Annotated in this window: 21 protein-coding genes; 5 read left to right on the top strand and 16 right to left on the bottom strand. The window is 50.6% G+C overall.

Going from position 1 to position 22,557, the window contains the following annotated elements:
- Positions 1-15: 15 nt before the first annotated feature.
- From ACX1C1_RS12335 to ACX1C1_RS12325, 3 genes are read right to left on the bottom strand one after another with little or no spacing between them, the layout of a single operon-like run.
- On the bottom strand, positions 16-810 hold the full coding sequence (locus ACX1C1_RS12335) for an ABC transporter permease (RefSeq protein ID WP_458957668.1): 795 nt from the start codon (positions 808-810) through the stop codon (positions 16-18).
- An 8-nt stretch (positions 811-818) separates the two neighbouring features.
- Positions 819-1,613: an ABC transporter permease gene (locus tag ACX1C1_RS12330; RefSeq protein ID WP_458957368.1), complete on the bottom strand. Its 795-nt coding sequence runs from the start codon at positions 1,611-1,613 to the stop codon at positions 819-821.
- Positions 1,610-2,644 (bottom strand): ABC transporter ATP-binding protein, encoded by a 1,035-nt coding sequence (locus tag ACX1C1_RS12325; protein ID WP_458957367.1) that lies wholly within the window; start codon positions 2,642-2,644, stop codon positions 1,610-1,612. Before ACX1C1_RS12325 ends, ACX1C1_RS12330 begins: the two co-directional genes overlap by 4 nt.
- A gap of 247 nt (positions 2,645-2,891) precedes the next feature.
- Here ACX1C1_RS12325 and ACX1C1_RS12320 point away from each other — a divergent pair, with 247 nt between their 5' ends.
- The 3 genes from ACX1C1_RS12320 to ACX1C1_RS12310 all read left to right on the top strand — a co-directional run bounded on the left by ACX1C1_RS12320 (position 2,892) and on the right by ACX1C1_RS12310 (position 6,069).
- Complete coding sequence (locus ACX1C1_RS12320; RefSeq protein WP_458957366.1) at positions 2,892-3,995, top strand: LCP family protein; 1,104 nt, start codon at positions 2,892-2,894, stop codon at positions 3,993-3,995.
- Positions 3,996-4,113: 118 nt separating this feature from the next.
- Positions 4,114-5,427, top strand: a complete 1,314-nt coding sequence (locus ACX1C1_RS12315; protein WP_458957365.1) for a glutamate-1-semialdehyde 2,1-aminomutase — start codon at positions 4,114-4,116, stop codon at positions 5,425-5,427.
- A 63-nt stretch (positions 5,428-5,490) separates the two neighbouring features.
- On the top strand, positions 5,491-6,069 hold the full coding sequence (locus ACX1C1_RS12310; protein ID WP_458957364.1) for a hypothetical protein: 579 nt from the start codon (positions 5,491-5,493) through the stop codon (positions 6,067-6,069).
- 63 nt (positions 6,070-6,132) lie between these two features.
- On the opposite strand, the gene ACX1C1_RS12305 is transcribed toward ACX1C1_RS12310, so the two are convergent.
- From ACX1C1_RS12305 to ACX1C1_RS12270, 8 genes are all read right to left on the bottom strand, one after another.
- On the bottom strand, positions 6,133-7,065 hold the full coding sequence (locus ACX1C1_RS12305; protein WP_458957363.1) for a hypothetical protein: 933 nt from the start codon (positions 7,063-7,065) through the stop codon (positions 6,133-6,135).
- A gap of 94 nt (positions 7,066-7,159) precedes the next feature.
- Positions 7,160-8,350 carry a PQQ-dependent sugar dehydrogenase gene (locus ACX1C1_RS12300; protein ID WP_458957362.1) on the bottom strand — a complete coding sequence of 397 codons (1,191 nt, stop codon included), beginning with the start codon at positions 8,348-8,350 and terminating at the stop codon, positions 7,160-7,162.
- 108 nt (positions 8,351-8,458) lie between these two features.
- Positions 8,459-9,313 carry an inositol monophosphatase family protein gene (locus ACX1C1_RS12295; RefSeq protein ID WP_458957361.1) on the bottom strand — a complete coding sequence of 285 codons (855 nt, stop codon included), beginning with the start codon at positions 9,311-9,313 and terminating at the stop codon, positions 8,459-8,461.
- A 584-nt stretch (positions 9,314-9,897) separates the two neighbouring features.
- Positions 9,898-10,716, bottom strand: coding sequence for a sulfite exporter TauE/SafE family protein (locus tag ACX1C1_RS12290; protein WP_458957360.1), 819 nt, complete (start codon positions 10,714-10,716; stop codon positions 9,898-9,900).
- 20 nt (positions 10,717-10,736) lie between these two features.
- The gene (uvsE, locus tag ACX1C1_RS12285; RefSeq protein WP_458957359.1) at positions 10,737-11,756 is read right to left on the bottom strand and encodes a UV DNA damage repair endonuclease UvsE; all 1,020 of its coding nucleotides are present in this window, start codon (positions 11,754-11,756) and stop codon (positions 10,737-10,739) included.
- Between the two features lies 1 nt (position 11,757).
- On the bottom strand, positions 11,758-12,075 hold the full coding sequence (locus ACX1C1_RS12280) for a hypothetical protein (protein ID WP_458957358.1): 318 nt from the start codon (positions 12,073-12,075) through the stop codon (positions 11,758-11,760).
- A gap of 118 nt (positions 12,076-12,193) precedes the next feature.
- Positions 12,194-13,381, bottom strand: coding sequence for a D-alanine--D-alanine ligase (locus ACX1C1_RS12275; protein ID WP_458957357.1), 1,188 nt, complete (start codon positions 13,379-13,381; stop codon positions 12,194-12,196).
- A 69-nt stretch (positions 13,382-13,450) separates the two neighbouring features.
- Positions 13,451-14,689 (bottom strand): amidase domain-containing protein, encoded by a 1,239-nt coding sequence (locus ACX1C1_RS12270; RefSeq protein WP_458957356.1) that lies wholly within the window; start codon positions 14,687-14,689, stop codon positions 13,451-13,453.
- Between the two features lie 305 nt (positions 14,690-14,994).
- On the opposite strand from ACX1C1_RS12270, the gene acnA reads away from it, so the two are divergent.
- Complete coding sequence (acnA, locus tag ACX1C1_RS12265) at positions 14,995-17,709, top strand: aconitate hydratase AcnA (protein ID WP_458957355.1); 2,715 nt, start codon at positions 14,995-14,997, stop codon at positions 17,707-17,709.
- 68 nt (positions 17,710-17,777) lie between these two features.
- On the opposite strand, the gene ACX1C1_RS12260 is transcribed toward acnA, so the two are convergent.
- Positions 17,778-18,521 carry an IclR family transcriptional regulator gene (locus ACX1C1_RS12260; protein WP_458957354.1) on the bottom strand — a complete coding sequence of 248 codons (744 nt, stop codon included), beginning with the start codon at positions 18,519-18,521 and terminating at the stop codon, positions 17,778-17,780.
- A 294-nt stretch (positions 18,522-18,815) separates the two neighbouring features.
- Here ACX1C1_RS12260 and ACX1C1_RS12255 point away from each other — a divergent pair, with 294 nt between their 5' ends.
- Complete coding sequence (locus ACX1C1_RS12255; RefSeq protein WP_458957353.1) at positions 18,816-19,868, top strand: alpha/beta hydrolase; 1,053 nt, start codon at positions 18,816-18,818, stop codon at positions 19,866-19,868.
- Between the two features lie 107 nt (positions 19,869-19,975).
- On the opposite strand, the gene folE is transcribed toward ACX1C1_RS12255, so the two are convergent.
- The 4 genes from folE to rnhA form a co-directional block, all read right to left on the bottom strand.
- A complete protein-coding gene (folE, locus tag ACX1C1_RS12250; protein ID WP_458957352.1) occupies positions 19,976-20,569 on the bottom strand; it encodes a GTP cyclohydrolase I FolE in 594 nt (197 codons plus the stop codon).
- A 33-nt stretch (positions 20,570-20,602) separates the two neighbouring features.
- Positions 20,603-20,824, bottom strand: coding sequence for a YneF family protein (locus ACX1C1_RS12245; protein WP_458957351.1), 222 nt, complete (start codon positions 20,822-20,824; stop codon positions 20,603-20,605).
- 118 nt (positions 20,825-20,942) lie between these two features.
- Positions 20,943-22,109 (bottom strand): tRNA epoxyqueuosine(34) reductase QueG, encoded by a 1,167-nt coding sequence (queG, locus tag ACX1C1_RS12240; RefSeq protein ID WP_458957350.1) that lies wholly within the window; start codon positions 22,107-22,109, stop codon positions 20,943-20,945.
- Positions 22,110-22,544: a ribonuclease HI gene (gene rnhA, locus ACX1C1_RS12235; protein WP_458957349.1), complete on the bottom strand. Its 435-nt coding sequence runs from the start codon at positions 22,542-22,544 to the stop codon at positions 22,110-22,112. It lies immediately after the preceding gene.
- Positions 22,545-22,557 lie beyond the last annotated feature (13 nt).

The raw sequence follows: 22,557 nt of genomic DNA, 5'->3' as shown, positions 1-22,557 counted from the left end.
GAACTAACGATTAGCTTAAGACCCCGCTCCGCGGTACTTCTTCACGCCGTGATTCCAGAAAGCCAGCCCCAGACTGAATACGATCAGCCCCACCACAGGGGTGAGCAAAGCTAACTGCGACAGGTCATCTGCCTTTTTCTCCAGAAAATATGATGCCGGAATTACTCCAACAAACGCAAACGGCAGCAACCAGGTAAGCAAGAAACGAATCGTTTTATTGTAAATATTAACGGGATACCGCCCGTAGTTCTGCAGGTTATAAATTAACGGCACAATACCTGTCGGCGCATCCGAGTAGAACGAAATCGCGCTTAAAGCCGTATAAATACCCGCATAAACCAAGGCCGCTCCCACGACGAGCAACAGCAGCACAAGCATGTCCAGCATCTCGAAAGGCAAGCCCAGCTGCGTCCAGCAAATCGCCATTATGACGGCGCCTACTGCGGAGCCGATCAGCGACGGCGGATCAACGTTCTCAAGCAGCACCTGGAACAAGCTGTGAGCAGGACGCGTCAAGACACGGTCCATCTCTCCTTTGACAATATACCGTTCGCTGAAATTCCAGATGCCGAAGAAGGTGCTGAATAAGCCGTACGGTATCATGAAGAAGCCATACACGAACACGACTTCAGCTTCCGACCACCCGCCGAGCGTCGGCGTATGCTGGAACACGATGAGGATGAAGATCAGATTCACGCCTTGGAACAGCAGGTCCGAGATAACTTCGATCCAGAAGTCGGCACGGTAGGTGAGCCTTGTTTTGGCATAGTTCTTAATGTATTCCCAGAATAAAATCAAATAACGCAGCATGTCCCCTCTTAACCTCCCTGCACGTACAGCCGCTTGCGCGCCGCCCGCCATGTTAACGCGATCGGAACGAGCAGCAGCACGAACCACAACGCCTGAATCCCGAATACACCTGCCGCCTCGGTAAGCGGGGTTCGTCCCGTAAAGACCGAGCTAGGCAAATACGTAATCGCCTGGAACGGAAGCCATTGCATGATCCCCGACAGCCACCCTGGGAAAAACGCGATCGGAATAACAACGCCGGAGAATAAGTCGACCATCACCCGCTTCATCCGGATCATGCCTTCGTTATTTTCCACAAAAAACGCGAACAATCCCGTCAATATATTGATCTGCGAATTGATCAGGAAGCTAAAAAACAACATCACGAGATACACAATCCAAACCGCCGGATCCGTGGGCAGCTTGACCGGGAACAGCAGACATACAATGCCTAGACCCGGGATCATAAACAAGAGGAAACGGAACAATCCTTCTCCGAAACCTTGCATCATTTTGACGAACAAATACGAGTATGGACGGATCAGCTGTACGGCGACGCTGCCGTCACGAATTTCATTCGCAATCTCGCGATCCAGGTTGTTGAAATAAAACGCTCGCGCCATCCACGAGACCGCGATATACGTGGTCATCTGTGGCACGGTGAAACCTGCAAGCGATTCTTGGCTTCCGTAGATCGCTTGCCATAAGAAATAATAGGCGCCGATGTTAATGGCATAAATAACGATACCGCTGTAATAATTAACGCGGTAAGCGAGCATCATGAGGAAACGGATACGAATAAAATCGAGATAAGCGCTCGTCATGAAGACGCGATCTCCTTCTTGGCCGCAGCAGACTCTGCCGATCCCGATTGATAGATCGCACGTACGATTTCGTCCGTGTTTGTTTCGAAGATTTTGATATCGCGGATATCCGCTCCGCCTACCACTCTTGCCATCGCATCCGACACGCTTACCGTGTGGGGTACGAACAGCTTAGCCGTTACATCATTTTCGATCATCCATTCAACCTCGAGTCCTTCGGTTAATGCCTTGAGCCTGCCGATCGGCGTATGACCAGCGAATTGGAACTGAATTTCGCGTCCTTTGCTCCAGCGCGCCTTGAGCTCCTCAAGTCCGCCATCATAAATAATTTGTCCATCGTCCAGCATAATGACGCGTGAGCACAACGCTTCGATATCCTGCAGGTCATGGGTCGTCAGCAGAATCGTCGTGCCCTCTTCCTTGTTCATCTGCATGAGGAAATCGCGAATCTCCGTCTTGACGACGATATCGAGTCCGATGGTCGGCTCATCGAGAAAGAGAATCGACGGATTATGCAACAGCGAGGCTACGAGCTCACAGCGCATCCGCTGGCCGAGACTTAACTTTCTAACGGGCCGATTAAGCAGATCGCCAAGCTCCAGCCGTTCGACTAGTCTATCGAGACGCTTGCGGAAGTCTTGCTCAGACACCCTGTACACTTTGCGAAGAAGCTGGAACGACTCAATGACGCCGATATCCCACCATAATTGAGAGCGTTGACCGAACACGACGCCAATTCCGTTCACGAACTTTTCTCTGTCGCGGAACGGTACATATCCGTTAACTTTAAGCTCTCCCGCCGTTGGCACGAGAATGCCGGTCAACATTTTGATCGTAGTCGACTTCCCTGCCCCATTCTCGCCGATATAGCCGCAGATTTCGCCTTGCGGAATTTGGAACGAAATATCTTTGACCGCCTGAACCTCTCTATATTCACGCTTGAACAAATCCTTGAGCGCGCCCGAGAGACCCTCTCTGTTCTTCTGCACGCGGAAGTCCTTGCGCAAATCTTTGACATCAATAGCCAGCATGACCGTTTTACAGCCCCTCTCACTTCGACATTTCCTGGGAAATAGCGATTATATTGTACCCCAAATGATAAAACTTGCAACTAGATGTCCCAGAGCTTTATAATTTTATGATATGTAATCATACATCAGTTATCATGACGCGTAAACGAAAGGTCAGCCTAGCAATGAAAGTTGACTGTTTTTCGTAGAATGTGTTCATGTTCTGAATCAACTTGTCGTTTTATTCGAAAGGAGACCTTTACACGCAATGCGTACGCGGTCAGAGAAACCAAAGAAAAAGTCACGTTGGAAGTGGCTCATTATTACGATTTCGATCATTGTGGCTGTTGCACTCGCCGGCCTAATCTATTGGGGCGTAGGTGTCTACAGCGCATTAGATAATTTCAGCAAATCGGATGAAGACTCCATATTCACCGAGATTCCGCCGGACAAGACGGTCGAAGTGCCCAAGTGGGAAGGCAAGGAACGTGTCAACATCCTGTTGCTTGGCGGAGATGCTCGCGATGCGGACGAGAATGGCGTAGCACGTTCAGACTCCATCCTCGTAGCATCGTTCGACCCGATTACGAAGAAGGCCCATCTGTTCTCCGTGCTTCGCGACACATACGCAGAGATCGAAGGTCACGGCCGCGGCCGGATTAACTCCGCCATTACGATGGGTGGACCGAGTCTGGCTATGAAAACAATCGGCGATCTGCTGGGGCTCGAAATCCAGTATTATGTGTACACCGATTTCGAAGGCTTCAAATCGTTGATCGACACGATCGGCGGCATCTATTTCGATGTCGAAAAAGATATGCGTTACCGTGACAATGCCGATGGCAACCGTTACGACATCGATCTCAAACAAGGTTATCAATTGCTGGATGGCGACAAAGCGCTCCAATACGTACGCTTCCGCCATGATGCGATGAGCGACTATACGCGGACGGAGCGCCAACGTAACTTCCTTAAAGCCGTTGCCTCCGAGCTGCAATCGACATGGAACCTGATTCGGATGAAAGAAATATTGGAGAGCGTCTCCCCTTATATCGAAACAAACTTGTCCGTCAGCGACATGCTTAAGCTAGGTCAGCTTGGCGTTGAAAGCCACGTAGGCGGCACAGCGCAAATCCCGCCGATGGATCTCGTCAGCGAAGAGCATGTCGGCGGCGCATCCGTTATCGGTATCCGGGATACCGATGCATTGATCGGCTACGTGCAAGAGGTGCTGATAAGCGACGAGACGATTCCGGTACCATCGGAATCTCCTGATGCCGACGGCAGCACCAGCAATGCGGATTCTGAGAGCGGCGGCGGCACTAGCGGCAGCTCAGGTACAAGATCCAGCACCAACTCGCGCACTAACTAACATCCGCGGCTCAACTCAATAATTAACGAGGTGAAATAGAGCACTTATGTGCTCTATTTCCTTGTTCAGGCCGTATAGGGTCAGCTATAACATTCCATTCGAAAGGGGTATTTCACCCATGTCCACGCATCGTCCGACTTCCGAGCAACTATATCAAGAAGCGCTCCAGCATATCGTAGGGGGCGTCAACAGCCCTTCCCGTTCTTTCAAAGCTGTCGGCGGAGGAGCGCCCGTCTTTATGAAACGTGCTTCAGGCGCCTACTTCTGGGATGCCGACGACAACCGTTACATCGATTATTTGGCCGCGTACGGTCCCATTATTACCGGGCACGCGCATCCTCATATAACGGAAGCGATTATCGAATCTGTTCGTAACGGCACGCTGTACGGCACACCGACCGAGCTAGAAATCAAGCTGGCTCGCATGCTCAAGGACGCGATCCCTTCCATGGATAAGGTGCGTTTCGTCAATTCCGGCACCGAGGCGGTCATGACGACGATCCGAGTCGCCAGAGCTTATACCAAACGTAACAAAATCATTAAATTCGCCGGCTGCTACCATGGCCACTCCGACCTCGTGCTTGTTGCGGCAGGCTCCGGTCCCTCCACACTCGGCATACCGGACAGCGCCGGCATCCCGACAAGCATTGCGCATGAGGTCATCACGGTTCCCTTCAATGATTTGCCTGCACTTCAAGAGGCGCTGGAACGTTGGGGAGACGACACCGCAGCCGTTATGGTGGAGCCGATCGTAGGCAACTTCGGCATGGTCATGCCGCATGAGGGTTACCTCGAAGGACTGTGCAAGCTGACTCGACAAGCAGGAGCTTTGGTCATCTACGACGAAGTCATTAGCGCATTCCGTTTCCACTATGGTTCGTCTCAAACGTATCATGTCTTCCCGGACCAAGCGGCTATCGAACCGGATCTTACCGCACTAGGCAAAATCATCGGCGGCGGACTTCCGATCGGCGCCTACGGCGGACGTCGTGAAATTATGGAGCAGGTCGCTCCGCTTGGTCCTGCTTATCAAGCAGGCACAATGGCCGGCAATCCTGCTTCCATCTCTGCGGGCATTGCATGCCTTGAGGTGCTGCAGGAGACCAGCATCTATGACCGCATGGATCGACTTGCCGCCAAGCTGGCTGGTGGATTAATGGACGCCGCACGTACGAATGGCGTTCCACTGACGATCAACCAGATCCGCGGCTCGTTCTCCGCCCACTTCTGCGATCACCCTGTCACGAACTACGACGAAGCGCAGGATACGGACGGCGAGCGATTCGGAGCGTTTTTCCGCCATATGCTGGATCAAGGCATCAACCTGGCGCCGTCCAAATACGAGGCGTGGTTCCTGACAACCGCGCATACAGAAGCCGACATCGACGTCACGATCGAAGCGGCGCGAATTGCAATGGCTCGTCTATCATAGGACAAGCTGGCAGACGAGTGATATTGAAGCATTGAAACGCTAATTGGGAGAGGAGCTGGAGTGATGATGGATCAAGACCTGCAAGCTATCATTAATCGACTGGATGCACGAAGTGAGACCGCGCCGCTATCCCCGGAGCAGCCATGGGATGAGGCGTTGGATGAGGAAATCGTAAAGTACGGGAAAGCTCGGCCGCCTGCTAACAAAGAAGAGATTGCGCTGATGGCAGGACTTCACTTACGCAATGACAGCCTGGATCGCTCTCACTCCTACGCGCAGCAGATCGAGGACGACTCCACCGGAAGCTATTGGCACGCAATCATGCACCGGATGGAGCGAGATTTCTGGAACAGCAAGTACTGGTTCAGACAAGCGGGCCGCCATCCCGTGAAAGAAAATACTCGTAACGCAATCGCCCAATGGCTGTCTGCACAGCCTCAGCTTGATACATTACCCGCGAGCCCGATTGTTAACGCCCTAAAAGGTTTCCGTGATAACATCGGCTGGAACAGCGACGACTTTGTCGACCTCATCGCCGCCCAAGAAGAAGGGCGCGGCTCCGATGACACTGGCGCATTGCTGCAGGAGCTTCAAAGGATCGAGCTGGAGCAATTATTTCTTTATTCGTTAGGCGCAGCTTAGTGTCACAAACAAAGAAACCTTGATGGATGTATCCTTCAAGGTTTCTCAGCATCTGTTGTTAATCTACAAAAATTCAAACGATCGACTCGTAATTCTAACATCAGGGTTCAAGTGCTTTAACTGAAGACCATAGTCTCTTTTCATATTAGAAATATGCAAGGACTCTAGATTTGGGAAGTAATCCTTCAGGATAATTAAATCTACCTCTACATTGCTTAAAATGAATTCTATAATCTTGACTTCTTTTAATCCCGTTATCTCTGTTAGATTAAGTTCCTTGGTACAGCTATTTACAACTAACACTTCAACTCCCCTAAACGTTTGCAACGTACTCAAGTCCAGTTTTTTACAGCTGTCTACTTCCAACTTCTTAATGCTGCTGTTATCTCCCTTGAAACGCTCGAAGTTGCGACAACCTCGTACACTGAGATTCGTCAAACCAGATAGTAACGCCAAATCCCCCAACTCTTTAAACCTACAGCTTTTAAATGCCATAATTTCAACTGGACTTTCTTTCCACTCTGCAAAATCCGGCTCTATGGAGCTATGGAAAATATCAATTTTTCTTAGATTCTTACAACTTGCAACGGCCAAATAATCCTCGAATCGTTCCACATGAAGGTTTATAAATTTTATATTTGCCTTAGAAAGCTGTAATATATCCCTTCGTCGATTACGATGCGTTTGAATTTCAATATATTGACCATTACAGAACCTCTCTATTCCATCAAAAGATTTAATTTGCTGTCCATATACACACAAAATTTTCAAATTCGAAAATGCCTTTAGTACACATAGATCACGCAATGATGAATTGTAATCTATTGTAAGTTCTTCGATTCGATCTGTACCTTCTATCTGATTCAGATGCTCAATAAATGCCTCGGCATTTACTTCTATTTCTGATAGGTTATTGATTCTCAGGCTCTTATAATGCGATGCTATATTAACGATGCTAGTATAATGCGCCTCATCTATCGTTAGCTCTTCTGCCATGGTATTCACCCCTTTTTTTCCAGAATACGACCAAAATTATCGAGATGACTGTTAAAGCGTTTATTTTCAGTTTTTAAATAATAACATTTAGTTCTCACTCCACATAATCCACAATAACAAGCCGATCCTCGGCTTCCGTTGAGAGCCCGCCTCGGCCATCGAGATTGTTAGTGATGAACCACAATTGGTCTCCTACAAGCTTAACGTCACGGATCCTGCCTTCGTCCTTATGAATAACCTCCATCTTCCCAGTAGACGGATCATAGCGATAAATCGCCTCTCCACGAAGCGTAGCGATCACGAGTCTTCCTTGTCCATCGATAACGGTCCCCGATGGAGCTATCGCTGGATCTCCCGTGTGATAGAGCGGCGATGTTAATCCGTCCTTCTTGCCATCGCCGTATACGGTTGGCCACCCGTAATTGCTGCCTGGGACGATGGCATTGATTTCGTCATGCCCGCCAGGATTGCCAGAGGGGCCATGTTCGGTGCTGTACATCACGCCATCTTTCGTCCATGCGAGACCCTGCGGGTTACGATGTCCGAATGAATAAATATACGAATTCGGGAACGGATTATCCGCTGGAACTTGTCCAGCCAGCGTCATTCGTAAGATTTTTCCTGCTAGACTATCCTTGCTCTGTGATTCGCTCCGCTGCTGCGCGTCTCCTGTCGTGGCATACAACATGCCGTCAGGTCCAATCGCCAATCTACCGCCGTTATGGGTCGAGTTTCCGGGAATCTCCTCCAGCAGCGCTTGTTGCTCGACCCAATCCGCCCCTTCCTCCTTGAGCATTACGATACGATTGAGCGTACGTCCGCCATCCTCATAGGTATGGTAGGCATAAGCGAGCTTCGAATCGGCATAATCCGGCGCCAGCACTAATCCCATCAATCCACCTTCACCCGCATGAAGAACCGGTTTCGTTAAGCGTACATCCTGACGCAACTGCTCACCTGTGCGAACTCTGACGATACTCCCCTCCCGCTCCGTGATATACGTAGCTTCGGCGGCAATCGCAATCGACCATGGAATGTGAAGCTTCTCCGCGGCGACGATATAAGGCTCGTCCTCGACGTCGATACCGCCAGGCATTTCATTATTTGCAGGCGTTTGTGTCGGATTGCCCACTTGCGGATCAGTCGGAGTAATCGAAGCCGTCGGAGCTATCGTCCCAGTGGCAGTCTCGCTGCTTCCGTTGTCTTCTCGAGTGTTATCATTACAACCAGTGATCAACGCTGTAGCACAAAGTGCTGCCAACATGATTTTTGCTGATGATTTCATCCAATGTCCCTCCCTATGTATCTTCGTATTCGTATTAACCTCGTATAACGACAAAGAAACAGGGGCAACATCACGCCTTCGCGTTTATGTCGCCCCTTATGTCGTCCATTATTGCGCCGCTTCGGCCTTCGCCAGTGCACTGAGCAATTCCCCATGAAGCAGACCATTCGTAGCCACTACGTTCCTGACGGCAAGCGTATACGGATTGCCAAGCGTGTCCGTCACCTGTCCGCCCGACTCCTGTACGAGCAGAGTGCCTGCTGCAAGATCCCAGCTATTGAGGCCGATTTCCCAGAAGCCGCTTAATCGTCCTGCAGCAACATATGCAAGGTGCAGCGCCGCAGATCCCGCGATTCGTAGATTGCGCACCTCTGGCGCGATACCTTGAATGCCCTTTAGGTTAAGCGGCAATGCATAATGATGATCCGCCGGCAATCCCGTTGCGATCAGACTGCTGCGAAGCGTCGTTTCTTCGGATACTCCCATCTTTTTGCCGTGTACGTATGCACCCTTGCCCTTCTCTGCGACGAACAATTCATCTTTGCAAGGATCATAGATGACACCGACAATGACCTCTCCCTTGTATGCCAGCGCGATGGAAACGCAGAAAAAAGGAAAGCCGTGCACATAGTTCGTCGTTCCGTCTATTGGATCGACGATCCATAGATATTCAGAATCGCTCACCTCTGCAAGCGCTTGCGTAGATGCCTCCGGTCCGGGCTCGACACCTTCTTCGCCCAAGAAGGCGTGATGCGGGAAGTGTGTCCCGATCAGGTTGCGGATCAGTCTCTCTGAGCCCTTGTCCACCTCGGTGACGAGATCGTGAGCCGAATATTTGAGCTCGAGCTTGGAGTAAGTTCCGAGCTTGGTCATGATCCACTCGCCCGCCTTGGCTGCGCAATTAATCGCAACAGCCGTGAAACTTTTGCCCCCGATGACTGAGCTGTTTGCGCCTTCGTTCAATACTATCACTCTCCCATGTGTAAGGTTGTTCAAAAAGTACGCTTCCCATTACGATGTTAACCACTGATGCTTATTCGGCATCGAATCTTGCATGCAACCGAACCTTCCGTTTCTCACGTAGCTCTGCTACGCTCCGATACTCAGTTTCTAGTTTCATACAAGCTTCTCGGTACTGATAACCGTTCTTTTTGAACCCGAATTTATTAAGGTTGTTCAAAAAGTACGCTTCCCATTACGATGTTATACTCTGTTGCTTATTCGGCATCGAATCTTGCATGCAGCCGAACCTTCCGATTCTCGCGTAGCTCTGCTACGCTCCGATTCTCAGTTTCTATCTGCATCCAAGCTTCTCGGTACTGATAACCCTACTTTTTGAACCCGAATTTATTAAGGTTGTTCAAAAAGTACGCTTCCCATTACGATGTTAACCACTGATGCTTATTCGGCATCGAATCTTGCATGCAACCGAACCTTCCGTTTTCGAAATTCTATTATTTTCATCATTCCTGTACAAGTCTTGTTATCTTATTGCAATACGTCGCTAGGCGTGACAGGTTTCGCTCAAATCCACCTCTTGTCCCCTGTCAAAGAGACATAACCCCCTCGATAATCAGCTGCCCGGCAAGCGCCAGCAGCGTAATGCGGAGGAGCCACATTAGCTTGTTACCGCTTAATCGAGACGCGATTGTGGCTCCGATCTTGCCGCCAATCCAAGCGCCAGGAACTAGCGCCGCTACTAGCAGCCAATCAATCTCGCCAAGCGCCACATGCATCCCGCTTCCCAGGATAGCGGAGAGGAAGATGACGAACATCGATGTAGCAGTCGCCACATGAGGTGGGAAGCGATACAGCAGCACCATCATCGGAACAAACAAGGAGCCTCCCCCGATGCCGAACAATCCCGATATCAGTCCCACTCCTAATCCGATAGCTAGCGCAGACCATAGTCCGTAACCGTATGTATGCACCTGTCCGCTCGTATCTATGATGGAGCGCTGAATCGGCCACTCCTTCGCAAACGGTTTCATATATTCTCGTCCGATCAATAGCGCCGCCAAGAACAGCATCAGTGTACCGAACATGAGCTGGAAGGAACCTGCCTTCATCAGCCCGGTAATTGCCGCACCCGCAATCGATGCCGGACCGCTCGTTACAAAAAACAAGAGACCGCTGCGGAAATCGACGATCCCCTTTTTCTTGTAGCTGATGGTTGATGCCAGCGCTGTAACAATGAGTACAGTAAGCGAGATGCCTACCGCCGTCGCATGATCAATCGGTTCCCCAATGAGCATGGGAGCAAACAACAGCAGCCCCGGTACAATAATGATCCCTCCGCCAAGCCCTACAAGACTACCGAATGTTGCAGCCACCAGGCCAAGCAGCATTAACAAAATCCACTCCATTACGCTTGTCCACCCTATCTTTACTGTTCGATCTCCACCATACCGTCATCTAACACTTTGATGCCCGCGTCTTTCTGCTCCAACTCCTTCAGATCTTCCATGAGCCGAAAGAGCGCTGCATCTTTTTGTTTTGCCTCCAGCATACAATCGATCGCGCCAGTCGTTCTAGCCGCCCGTCGCAGGAACGCAACCAACGGTTCTGCCTCGACATAATCGGCATGCCCTCTTGGATCCGTTAAACTCTTGGGGCTTGAGGCATGTATTTTGGGCGGCAGATCGCTTTCTGCCTTCAGCCCTAGCCGATCACGCTCGATACGCCATGTGTCCGCAATACGAGGCCATAATCCTTCCAACAGCTCGTCCTCCGGGATATCGCCAGGGTTGACCGAGTGATGGTGAATATCAAGCACCATGGGTACGCGGACAGCCTCGGCCGCCGCTATCGTTTCCTTCACGTTGAACGTCTTGTCGTCATTCTCCAGCGTAATCCGATGCCGTAACCTATCGTCCAATTCCCCGAACTGGCGAACGAATCGCTCTGCCGAACTTGTCTTATCTCCATATGCCCCGCCCATATGGATATTGTTTTTGCTTCTTTCGTCCAGTCCCATCGCTTCCAGCATTCGCACATGATTATCGATATCCTTGATCGAATTCGCTAAGACTTCGGGACGAGGTGTGCTGAACACGCAGAAGTGATCGGGATGGAACGATACTCGCATCTCATGTTTCTTGACATAGTCTCCAACCTCGCGGAAGGCGTCCTGCAACGCAAGGAAGGGATCCCAGTCGGCAAGCGCTTCGTGAGTAGCCAGCGGAATTAACTTGGATGAAAAGCGGTACATTCGAATATCGTGCGCGCGGCAATGCTTTAATATGCGCAGTGTGTTCCCCAGATTCTCCTCCGCCAGCCTCTCTAGCCGTCTTATCGCGGCCTCACGATCCTCGAGCTTGGAGAAGTTAGAATAGGTTTGCGTCCGGGATGGCGACGCTTGCTGAACGACAAGGCTCATCGCGACGAATCCGAATCGTACGATCATATTACTTTCGCTCCCCGAAGAACATTTCGTAGGCCAGCGCGGTTTGTACGCGCGCTTCTTCCTCTGTCAACTTGCGCACGAGCTCCATCTCTACCTGTGTCACTTCTTCGCCCTGGAAATTAATTTCCGCGATGGATGCCAGGATACGTACGATCGCAATCGCTTCATTGCCTGGCGTATAAGCGATAACCTTCTGACCAGTCGGGAAAACGCGGAATCCGTTTTTCACCATCTTTCCCTTGCCGTACTCCAGTAATTCATACAGCTCTTGCTCCGACTTGAATTTGCATACCGAATTAAACTCTGTTCCGAATCCCATGCATGTTCCTCCCGCGTATGTAAATGATTTGTTTGATATCTTCGCCTTCCATACATACAGACAGACAACCGGGACGTCTCGAGTACGAGTACGCCCCGGCTGTAGTCGAATGCTGACGCTATTGGATCGTCTCGCCCGTAAAGTCAATGCATTGCTTCGCTGCATGACGCTCCACAGCCAGATCAATCAAAGTCGCGAGCAATTCCTTGTATGGCAAGCCCGACTCGCGCCACATCAGCGGATACATACTGAATGGCGTGAAGCCAGGAAGCGTGTTAACTTCGTTAATAAACAGCTTGTTGTCTTCCTTCCGCAGGAAGAAGTCTACGCGCGACAGCCCGGAGCCATCAATCGCGAGGAACGCTCGAACCGCCAGCTCTCGCACTTGATCCGCGATACCGTCAGGCAGCGAAGCAGGAATGACCATCGTTGATTTGCCGTCGATATATTTTGCCTTATAATCGTAGAATTCATTAGAAGGAGCGATCTCGCCCGGTACAGATGCCTTAGGCTCGTCATTGCCGAGTACGCTAACCTCGATCTCACGCGCATCCACGAACTCCTCTACAATGACTTTGCGGTCGAACCGCAAGGCATAATTCACAGCTGCAACCAACTCTTCGCGATTTCTCGCTTTGGACACGCCTACACTAGAGCCCAGATTCGCAGGTTTGACGAAACATGGATAACCCAGTGACACTTCGCATTCCATAATGAAGTACGAGGCGTCCTTCTCCCACTGTGTCCGGTTGAAATAACGGAACACGCATTGCGGGAGCCCTTCCTGCGCGAATACCTTCTTCATCGTTATCTTGTCCATGCCCACAGCAGAAGCCAGAACACCGGCGCCTACGTATGGAATGTTAGCCATCTCGAATAAACCTTGGATCGTGCCGTCTTCCCCGAATGTTCCATGAAGCAGCGGGAACATCACATCAATCTGCGACTCCGGTCTTCCTGCCGATTGGTCAGTCGCCAATTCGGATTTGCCGCTGATCAAAGCTTTAGGCTGCTCATCGACCCGTATTCCCTTCGAGTATGCGGCATCGAGTGTATCAAAGAGCGGCGCCAAGGAATCTGCCGAGCCGGAATCTGCGGATGCAAACCGGAGCCATTCTGCCGACTCCGGCGGAGCCAGCAGAACGGGACCGCTTTTCCATTCACCCTGCTTAGTAATATAAAAAGGTTTAATTTCGAATTGTCCGTAATCAAATTCGCGCATTACGGCGAATGCGGTCTGAAGAGATACTTCGTGCTCTCCTGATTTCCCCCCGTATACAAGACCTACTCTTACTTTGCTCCCCATGGCAAATCCTCCGGTATGTTTATATTTCTGTCATCATTTCGTTTATCCCGATCTGGTCGAATTCCAAACTCAAACCCAATCCGAAATATGAAAAAAACGATATTGCGTCGCGGGCGTCCATGCGTAGGAATCTCGATAATCCCAATATCGGTGCCGACTTGCAACCGTATTAGCATTCACTAGCGGCTGACCGGCGGAGTCGAATGCAGTAACAATGGTACTGTGTTGGAACCGTCCATCCCCATTCCAATCGTAGGTAATGACATCTCCCAGCTGCAGCTCGTTAGCCGATTGAACCGTCACGGCGCGGAGTCCGCTCTTCCTGGCGGCAGAAAGGAATACATTCAATGAATTGGAGACCGCCCAGCTGTAGCTCCACCATTCTTGCCCTTTGTTGCGGCCTTTGTACCACCAACCGCTGCCCCTTCTACCAGTATAGTCCATCGCAGCATTGCCTGCAAAGATGCATTGGGATACGTAATTGGTGCAATTCACTTCGAACAGCTCATACGTTGGATTCCCTGCATTCCACCATCGATCCGCATATGCGGCAGCCAAATCCCTCCTGTAACGAATACCTGCAGATCGGAGTTTGAAACCCGGCATTAGGTCATAATTTAAGTATGGCATCGACGGAGCAATCGTGGTCGCAGCATCTGGAGAAAGCTCTCCATCCTCCTGCCATTCGAGGACAGATGCCCCATATTTGGGTCGACGCTCTGCGATGACGGGTTCGATCTGTTGCACCTGCCAGTCGCCGTCTTCGAGTCTGAGCCAGAGCCGCTCCAGCTCGTAGCGTTCTTCTGAGTACGTTAAGCCGCCTTGTTTCATTTTGCGTTTGATATGCAGCTTCAGCAGGATGGACACTTCGCCCGCTGATTCGTTGACTCTGATCAACTCAGCTTTCGTCTCGCTTCCGGCTGGAATTACGCCGCGAAGCAGATCACGCTCGCGGAGACGATCCATGCGCCGGGTAAATCGCTCGTTATGCACCGAATCCAGCACATAATCAAATAACACTCGAGCATGCTGGTCTGTCTCTGCTTGGTTAAAGAGACGGATATAACGTTGTATCGCCGATTTCCAGTCCTTCAAAGACGAGGATTGGTCGCGGGCAATACCAGAAGATTGCAGCAATGCGCTCAATTTCTGCTCTTGCTTTCTTGCTTTCTCGACCGGCATGCCTCTTCGCTCGGTAGAGGCTTCTGGCCGCGCCCGCTTCTCCAGAGCGGAAGCCGTCACCGCCTGTTTGGCGGGGCGTTTCTGTCTATCGCTAGCTGCTCCGGTCCGGTTGATTGACTTGGACATCGCGATCCCTCCTGGCTTGCATCAGACTTATTGAAGTCTTGCACCGAACTCGCACGTTAGACAGCTGCCTCCCTGTCCCGCCGTCCGCGCATGGAATGACTGGTACATTATATGAAGCGAACTGTTTATTCATGTAAATTGTTCCGGATGGCCGTCAGTCGTCATTCTGCTTATGCAGCAAGGTAAAAGGTCATAATTGGACTTTACGTATACCCCTTTTTAAAGCTATACTATAGACATAAGGTTTTTGAAATTGTGTTTCACAGAGTGGAACAACTACTACATTTAAGAAGAGGAGAATAGCGATGTCACAACAAAATCAATATTCTGTTCGCACGACGCTCGAATCGGGCGGCAAGTCGTACGCTTACTACCGTCTCGGCGGTCTCGAAGAACAAGGCCTGGGTGAAATCTCCAAGCTTCCGTTCTCCATCAAAGTTTTGCTTGAGGCAGCTGTTCGTCAGTTCGACGGACGCGGCATTACACCTGAACATGTGAAACAATTGGCTACTTGGGCAAGCGGCCGCGAAGACAAAGAAATTCCTTTCATCCCTGCACGTATCGTCCTTCAGGACTTCACTGGCGTTCCGGTTGTCGTTGACCTAGCGGCAATGCGCGACACCGTTAAGAAAGCTGGCGGCGATCCGAAGCAGATCAACCCGCTTGTTCCTGTTGACCTTGTTATCGACCACTCCATCATGGTTGATGCTTTCGGCAACCCTGAAGCGCTTGAGTACAACACAAAAGTAGAGTTCGAACGCAACGAAGAACGTTACCGTTTCCTTCGCTGGGCACAAACAGCATTCGATAACTTCCGTGCCGTTCCTCCAGGAACAGGTATCGTTCACCAAGTTAACCTTGAATACCTTGCATCCGTAGCAGCAACCAAAACAATCGACGGAGAAACAGTTGTTTATCCGGATTCCTTGGTCGGCACGGATTCCCATACAACCATGATCAACGGTCTTGGCGTTGTAGCTTGGGGCGTAGGCGGTATCGAGGCTGAAGCTGGTATGCTTGGCCAACCGCTGTACTTCGTAATGCCTGAAGTTATCGGCTTCAAGCTGACTGGCAGCCTGGCAGAAGGCTCCACAGCTACTGACCTTGCGCTTACCGTTACCCAAATCCTTCGCAAAAAAGGCGTTGTAGGCAAATTCGTTGAGTTCTTCGGCCCTGGTCTGTCCAACATCAGCCTTGCTGACCGTGCAACAGTTGCCAACATGGCTCCAGAATACGGCGCAACAGTCGGTTTCTTCCCTGTCGACAGCGAAACGCTTGACTTCATGCGTCAAACTGGCCGCAAAGAAGAGCAAATCGAGCTTGTTGAAGCTTATTACAAAGCTCAAGACATGTTCCGCACAGACGAAACGCCAGACCCTGTGTTTACAGACGTAATTGAGCTGGACTTGTCCACAATCGTTCCTTCCCTTGCAGGTCCTAAGCGTCCGCAAGACCGCGTAGAACTTACGTCGATGAAGGAATCGTTCAACAATATCATCCGCACACCGATCGACAAAGGCGGCTATGGTCTGTCCGATGAGAAGATCACGCAAGAGGTTACGGTTCAACACGCAGAAGGCGTACAGTCCAAGATGGGAACAGGCGCGGTTGTAATCGCGGCGATCACTTCCTGTACGAACACTTCTAACCCAAGCGTAATGTTAGCTGCTGGCCTCGTTGCCAAGAAAGCTGTTGCGCGCGGTCTGACTAAACCAGCTTATGTTAAGAGCTCATTGACTCCAGGTTCCCTGGTTGTAACCGAGTACCTTAAGAAAGCTGACTTATTGGTTTCACTCGAAGCGCTTGGTTTCCACGTTGCTGGCTACGGCTGCGCAACTTGTATCGGTAACTCCGGTCCGCTTCCTGATGAAGTAAGCAAAGCGATTGCTGATAACGATATGACGGTAGCTGCAGTATTGTCAGGTAACCGTAACTTCGAAGGACGCGTCCATGCACAAGTTAAAGCTAACTACCTTGCTTCGCCACCACTCGTTGTTGCATATGCGCTTGCTGGTACAGTGAACATCGACCTGGCTAACGAGCCAATCGGTCATGACCAAGATGGTCAACCTGTATTCCTGAAAGACATCTGGCCAACAAACGCCGAGATTAAGGAAGCAGTCGCTTCATCGCTGAATCCACAAATGTTCAACGACAAATACGAGAACGTATTTACGCAGAATGAGCGTTGGAACGCAATCGACGTACCACAAGGCGAGAGCTATGAATGGGATGCGAAATCGACTTACATCCAGAATCCTCCGTTCTTCGAGAACCTGGGCTCTGATCTGTCCGACATCGCGAATATCCCTTCGGCAAGCGTGCTTGCACTTATGGGCGATTCCGTTACGACGGACCATATCTCCCCTGCGGGCAACATTACAGTTAACAGCCCAGGCGGTAAATATTTGATCGACAACGGTGTAGAACGTAAGGACTTCAACTCCTACGGCTCCCGTCGTGGTAACCACGAAGTCATGATGCGCGGTACATTCGCTAACATCCGTATTCGTAACCAAGTGGCTCCTGGTACAGAGGGCGGCGTAACGACTTACCTTCCTACTGGCGAAGTGATGTCGATCTATGATGCGTCGATGAAATATCAAGCCGAAGGCAAAAACCTGGTTGTTATCGCTGGCAAAGAATACGGAACAGGAAGCTCGCGTGACTGGGCTGCCAAAGGTACGTACTTGCTGGGCGTTAAAGCCGTTATCGCTGAAAGCTTCGAGCGTATCCACCGTTCCAACCTTGTTGGTATGGGCGTTCTCCCGCTTCAATTCCAAGAAGGCCAAAGCTGGCAGACGCTTGGTATTACTGGACGCGAAACGTTCGATATCTCTGGCTTGTCCAACGACGTTAAGCCTGGTGAGAAAGTAACAGTTGCAGCTACACGCGAAGACGGCACGTCCTTCGAATTCCAAGCGATCGTACGCCTGGACTCCCTCGTAGACGTTGACTACTACCGCAACGGAGGCATCCTCCAAACGGTTCTTCGCCAAATGATTGCTAACATGGGATAAAATAGAAGAAAAAACAGCCTCATCGCGATTTCGCGATGAGGCTGTTTCATTTCGATATTGGATAAAAGCTACTTACTCATCGTCCCCATACGCTTGGCGGACTCCATCATAATTGGTGCATATTCACGCATCGTCTTGAGCGTCATGCGGCTCGATGGCCCAGACACGGATAATGCAGCGAACAACTTGCCCGAACGATCGAAGATCGGCGCGGACAACGCGGCAGCACCAGCTTCCCGCTCCTCAAAGCTTGTGGCATAACCTTGCGAAGCAACCTCCAGCAATGTCTTCGCATAGAGCTTCATATCAATGGAATCTGGCCACTCTGGCGATTCCGTAATGCTATTCCGTACGGACTCATCCGAATAGGCGATCAGCACCTTGCTGGACGCACCCGCATAAAGCGGCAGACGTACGCCAACCGGCGCAACTCGGCGCACAGGCTGATTGCTCTGAACGGCTTGTATACGAATCCTCTCCGAGCCGTCCCTTACATAAATGCTGACGGTCTCCCCCAATTGATCACGTAAGCGCACCATCTCCGGCAGCCAGATCGTAGCTTGATCGTCTGAGCCCGACAGATTGGCCGACAGCTCCCATACTCGAAGACCTAAGTGATAACGGTCCGTCGAACGGTCACGTTCTATAAACCCCTTCTCCTCCAATGTAGCGAGCATACGGTGTACGGTACTCTTATGCAGGCCGACATGCTCGGCGATCTCCGTCATTGCCCAGTCGGTTCTATGCGTGAAGCACAATAATATGTCTAGCGCCCGATCCACCGCGCGAACCGTCGTTTTCCCATCCTCCATGAACACGCATCTCCTTCGTTAGGTTTACATGTATATTTAGAATACTAAAGTTTCAACGAATGAAACAAGTTTTCAATTTGAATGAAATCCATTCTCAATAAGTATACAATAAGTGCTCCGAAAACGTAAAGACAAATGAAAGGTTACAATAAGATTACAAGCGGTTTACAATGCGTCGACACCGATTGACAGGCCGACCCCATGGAACTACGATTAAAGTACTATATGAATAGTAGCGCTTACAAAGTTTATTCGTTATCGATTTTGATAGATTCGACGAAGGAGGGCATGAAGATGGACTTGACCCTTGGAACCCCGCAGCCGCTTGAGAGCGTCGGTCTGACCGCCGTTCCGCAAGCCTTGCCCCTTCCTCCTTTCACCAGATCTCATGCAGCCGCTCAGAGGCGCAAACATAGATGGATCGCGACAATCGCGGCAACCGTTGCGATGTTCTTTATCGCCATTGTTATTTTCCATGGATATGTGGCATGGATGCTTGCTTATCCCTATGTTGCTCCCTTAACTTCCAATCCAAAGGATGCAATCGGCGCAGATTATGAGGAGGTTGTTTTTCCTAGCCATAGCGGCAACACAACCGTAAGCGGATGGTATGTTCCGGCTTCCGATGAAGAGGGATCATCTACGCCATCGACACGGACTGTTGTCTTTAGTCACGGATATGGCGCTAACCGCGAGGAAAGCTGGGTACCGATGTATGATTTGACGAAGCTTCTACATGATCTTCGTTACAATGTCCTCTTATTCGATTACGGTTATGCATCCGAGCAATACAAAGCGCCGGCAACTGGCGGCCGCGAAGAATCGCAGCAGCTATTGGCTTCTATCAATTATGCCCGTTCCCGCGGTGCCGAAGATATCGTTGTATGGGGCTTCTCCATGGGGGCAGGCACTGCACTCCAGACGGCCCTCATCACAGACGAGATCGATGCCATGATTCTTGACAGCTTGTTTGTACCAAGCTCGGAGGCTTTGTTTGATAATCTCAACCAATTTGTGGAGCTGCCGCGTTTTCCTTCTCTACCTTTGATCGAGTCCATGATTCCGCTCTGGACCGGCACGGACTTTGGTTCAATCCCTGCCAAGCAAGTCGTCCAGCATCAATACGACATGCCCATCTACATTATCCATGGGACAAAGGATGTTAAGGCATCCTACGAGACGGCCGAAGCAATCGCCGCTAACCAAAGCAATGCAATATCACGTTCGTGGATCGTCGAGGAAGGTCAACATGAAATGATTTTCCGCAAACATCCCACCGAATATATCGGCCGAGCCGCACTGTTCTTGAGCCAAGTAGATACAGTCGTTGCGATGGGCGACCAATAGGATCCTCACCTCATCATATGAGAAAGAGAGCAAGGCAGCCTGCTGACGATCGATCATATCGCAGCATGTATGCCTTGCTCTCTTTGTTCCAGACCATTCTAACAAGCTTATTGCTTGAGAAGTGCCAGAAATTCCGTTCGAAGCGGAGGACTTGTCCGGAATTCACCACGTACCGCGGACGTTACTGTCTTGCTGCCTGGCTTCTTAACTCCTCTTGCGCACATGCACAGATGCTCACCTTCGACGACAACCATTACGCCATGCGGAGACAGCTCCTGCTCCAGGATGTCAGCGATCTGTGTTGTAATACGTTCTTGAACTTGCAATCGGCGTGTAATCGCTTCAACGAGACGCGCCAGCTTGCTTAGTCCCGCAATCTTGCCGCTAGGAATATAACCAATGTGCGCCTTCCCGAAGAACGGCGCCATGTGATGTTCGCATTGGCTGTAATAGATAATATCTCTGACGATTACGAGCTCCTCGTGCTGCTCATCAAACGTCACGCCTAGCACCTCGCGCGGGTCAACCTCGTATCCGGCGAATATTTCCTCGTACATCCGCGTCACACGAGCCGGTGTATCAAGCAGTCCTTCCCGCTCGACATCCTCACCGACCAACTTCAAAATTTCTTTCACATGATGTTCGATTTGCTCACGGTTGCTTCCTACCTTTGAATTGACGTAATCCTTACGTCCCGCCATTCGCTACCGCTCCTTCCGTTTCTTGCTTTGCCCTTACTTGCGAGGCATCTTTTGATTTTTCATCATATTTTGGGCGCGTGACATCTGTTGTTTGTTCAGATTGTATCCCATCTGCTTCGCCATCTTCTGGATCATCTCGGGATCGTTCTGCATCCGCTCGATTTGTCTACGAAGATAAAATACACCAACGATAAAACCGCCGACAGCACCGACGATCAAAGTCACAATCGGAATTACGATATTGTACCATTCCATGCAAACCACCTGCACCTTTCCATAATCTATCCAAATTGCTAGCCTAACATCCCTGTATCATAGCATGTACCTGCTGGCTTCGCAACGGATTCACAACCTTATATATCTCACTGTACTTTCATTCAAATACCGCTGTATCCGCGCGCTCACGAAGCACCTTTATTGCTTCTTGAATCGCTGAACCTGCTTCCTCATCCTCTTCGGATAAACTCGATTGTACCAGGGCTTCGAGGGCAAGCTCGCCGCCAATTCTGCTCAGCGACCATGCTGCCGTCCCTCTAAGTACGGGCCTAGGATCCTCCTGTAGAACACGAACAAGATCCGGAACGGCACTGACTTCCTTAAAGTTTCCAAGCGCGATAACCGCATTGCGTTGAATCGGTTTGCGCCCCCGCCAAGCCGAGGAGGTATGCCCGTACCTTGCTTTAAACTCCTTGTTGCCCATAGTTAACAATGGAATCAGGAGCGGTTTTGCGAGATCGGCATCAGGCTGAAACTCCGGTTGATTTGTCCAATTTTTGCCCCTGTTCTCAGGACAAACAATTTGGCAAGTATCGCAGCCATACAATCGATTGCCGATTTTGCGCATCATTTCATCGGATACCATGCCTTTGGTCTGCGTCACAAAAGAAATACACCGCTGAGCATCCAGCTGCCCTGGCGCCACAATTGCTCCTGTCGGACATGCGTCTATACACTTCGTACAGCTGCCGCAGCCCTCCGTTACTGGCTCGTCCGGCGGGAGCGGGAGATTCGTGATCATCTCGCCAAGATACATCCATGATCCTAGCTCAGGGGATATGATAGAACAATTTTTGGCGCTCCAGCCGATACCTGCTCGCTCTGCAACAGCACGATCCGATAACGCCCCCGTATCGACCATACTCTCCACGCGCAAATCCGGCACTCGCTCACGCAGCCAGCCTTCTAGCTTAGAGAGACGATCGCGCAGCACCTTGTGATAATCGTCGCCCCATGCGGATCGGGACATAATCCCCCTTCTCGCGCCTGGCTCCGACTTAGGCGGATCAATAAGCTTGGACGGATAAGCGACGGCGATTGCAACAATACTTTGCGGCTTGTCAAATAACAGCGATGGAGTCGTCCGCAGCTCCAAATCCGGTTCTTCGAAGCCTGATTCGTAGCCTAACTCACGATGGCGGATCAACCTTTGTTTGAGCGTTACGAACGGATCGGGCGAAGCAACGCCAATAGCATCAATTCCAAGGCTTCTCGCAGCTTCCTTCATCTCTTCCTTCAGCGTTTGCCACTTATCCACCATCATCTATAACCGCCTGATCGCTTCACGGGCAAGCTCGTCGCACCGATTGTTCCATTCATTGTCGCTATGGCCCTTTACCTTCACATATTCAACTTTATGTTTGTTCATAAGCGCCCACAACTGTTTCCATAAATCCTGATTTTCGACAGGATCCTTTTTGCTGTTTTTCCACCCGTTACGAAGCCAACCATGTATCCAGCCCTTCTGGAAACAATTCACAACATATGCAGAGTCGCTATATACCTGAACCGTGCATGGCTCCTTGAGCAGGCTTAATCCTTCGATGACCGCTTGGATCTCCATCCGATTGTTGGTTGTGTCCTTCTCTCCGCCGGATATCTCCTTCTTGTGCGTACCATAAAACAATACAGCGCCCCAGCCCCCAGGACCGGGATTGCCCGAACATGCCCCATCTGTATAGATCATAACATCCTTCATATTATCACCTCAT

This window comes from Paenibacillus sp. strain BS8-2 (assembly GCF_054483835.1).
The sequence above is the reverse complement of the archived record's forward strand: the minus strand, read 5'-3'. Positions and strand labels throughout refer to the sequence as shown.

What these genes read in the sequence shown, in the direction of transcription:
- ACX1C1_RS12335 (WP_458957668.1), bottom strand. Translation starts at nt 810, where the DNA reads ATGCTGCGTTATTTGATTTTATTCTGGGAATACATTAAGAACTATGCC.
- ACX1C1_RS12330 (WP_458957368.1), bottom strand. Translation starts at nt 1,613, where the DNA reads ATGACGAGCGCTTATCTCGATTTTATTCGTATCCGTTTCCTCATGATG.
- ACX1C1_RS12325 (WP_458957367.1), bottom strand. Translation starts at nt 2,644, where the DNA reads ATGCTGGCTATTGATGTCAAAGATTTGCGCAAGGACTTCCGCGTGCAG.
- ACX1C1_RS12320 (WP_458957366.1), top strand. Translation starts at nt 2,892, where the DNA reads ATGCGTACGCGGTCAGAGAAACCAAAGAAAAAGTCACGTTGGAAGTGG.
- ACX1C1_RS12315 (WP_458957365.1), top strand. Translation starts at nt 4,114, where the DNA reads ATGTCCACGCATCGTCCGACTTCCGAGCAACTATATCAAGAAGCGCTC.
- ACX1C1_RS12310 (WP_458957364.1), top strand. Translation starts at nt 5,491, where the DNA reads ATGATGGATCAAGACCTGCAAGCTATCATTAATCGACTGGATGCACGA.
- ACX1C1_RS12305 (WP_458957363.1), bottom strand. Translation starts at nt 7,065, where the DNA reads ATGGCAGAAGAGCTAACGATAGATGAGGCGCATTATACTAGCATCGTT.
- ACX1C1_RS12300 (WP_458957362.1), bottom strand. Translation starts at nt 8,350, where the DNA reads ATGAAATCATCAGCAAAAATCATGTTGGCAGCACTTTGTGCTACAGCG.
- ACX1C1_RS12290 (WP_458957360.1), bottom strand. Translation starts at nt 10,716, where the DNA reads ATGGAGTGGATTTTGTTAATGCTGCTTGGCCTGGTGGCTGCAACATTC.
- uvsE (WP_458957359.1), bottom strand. Translation starts at nt 11,756, where the DNA reads ATGATCGTACGATTCGGATTCGTCGCGATGAGCCTTGTCGTTCAGCAA.
- ACX1C1_RS12280 (WP_458957358.1), bottom strand. Translation starts at nt 12,075, where the DNA reads ATGGGATTCGGAACAGAGTTTAATTCGGTATGCAAATTCAAGTCGGAG.
- ACX1C1_RS12275 (WP_458957357.1), bottom strand. Translation starts at nt 13,381, where the DNA reads ATGGGGAGCAAAGTAAGAGTAGGTCTTGTATACGGGGGGAAATCAGGA.
- ACX1C1_RS12270 (WP_458957356.1), bottom strand. Translation starts at nt 14,689, where the DNA reads ATGTCCAAGTCAATCAACCGGACCGGAGCAGCTAGCGATAGACAGAAA.
- acnA (WP_458957355.1), top strand. Translation starts at nt 14,995, where the DNA reads ATGTCACAACAAAATCAATATTCTGTTCGCACGACGCTCGAATCGGGC.
- ACX1C1_RS12260 (WP_458957354.1), bottom strand. Translation starts at nt 18,521, where the DNA reads ATGGAGGATGGGAAAACGACGGTTCGCGCGGTGGATCGGGCGCTAGAC.
- ACX1C1_RS12255 (WP_458957353.1), top strand. Translation starts at nt 18,816, where the DNA reads ATGGACTTGACCCTTGGAACCCCGCAGCCGCTTGAGAGCGTCGGTCTG.
- folE (WP_458957352.1), bottom strand. Translation starts at nt 20,569, where the DNA reads ATGGCGGGACGTAAGGATTACGTCAATTCAAAGGTAGGAAGCAACCGT.
- ACX1C1_RS12245 (WP_458957351.1), bottom strand. Translation starts at nt 20,824, where the DNA reads ATGGAATGGTACAATATCGTAATTCCGATTGTGACTTTGATCGTCGGT.
- queG (WP_458957350.1), bottom strand. Translation starts at nt 22,109, where the DNA reads ATGATGGTGGATAAGTGGCAAACGCTGAAGGAAGAGATGAAGGAAGCT.
- rnhA (WP_458957349.1), bottom strand. Translation starts at nt 22,544, where the DNA reads ATGAAGGATGTTATGATCTATACAGATGGGGCATGTTCGGGCAATCCC.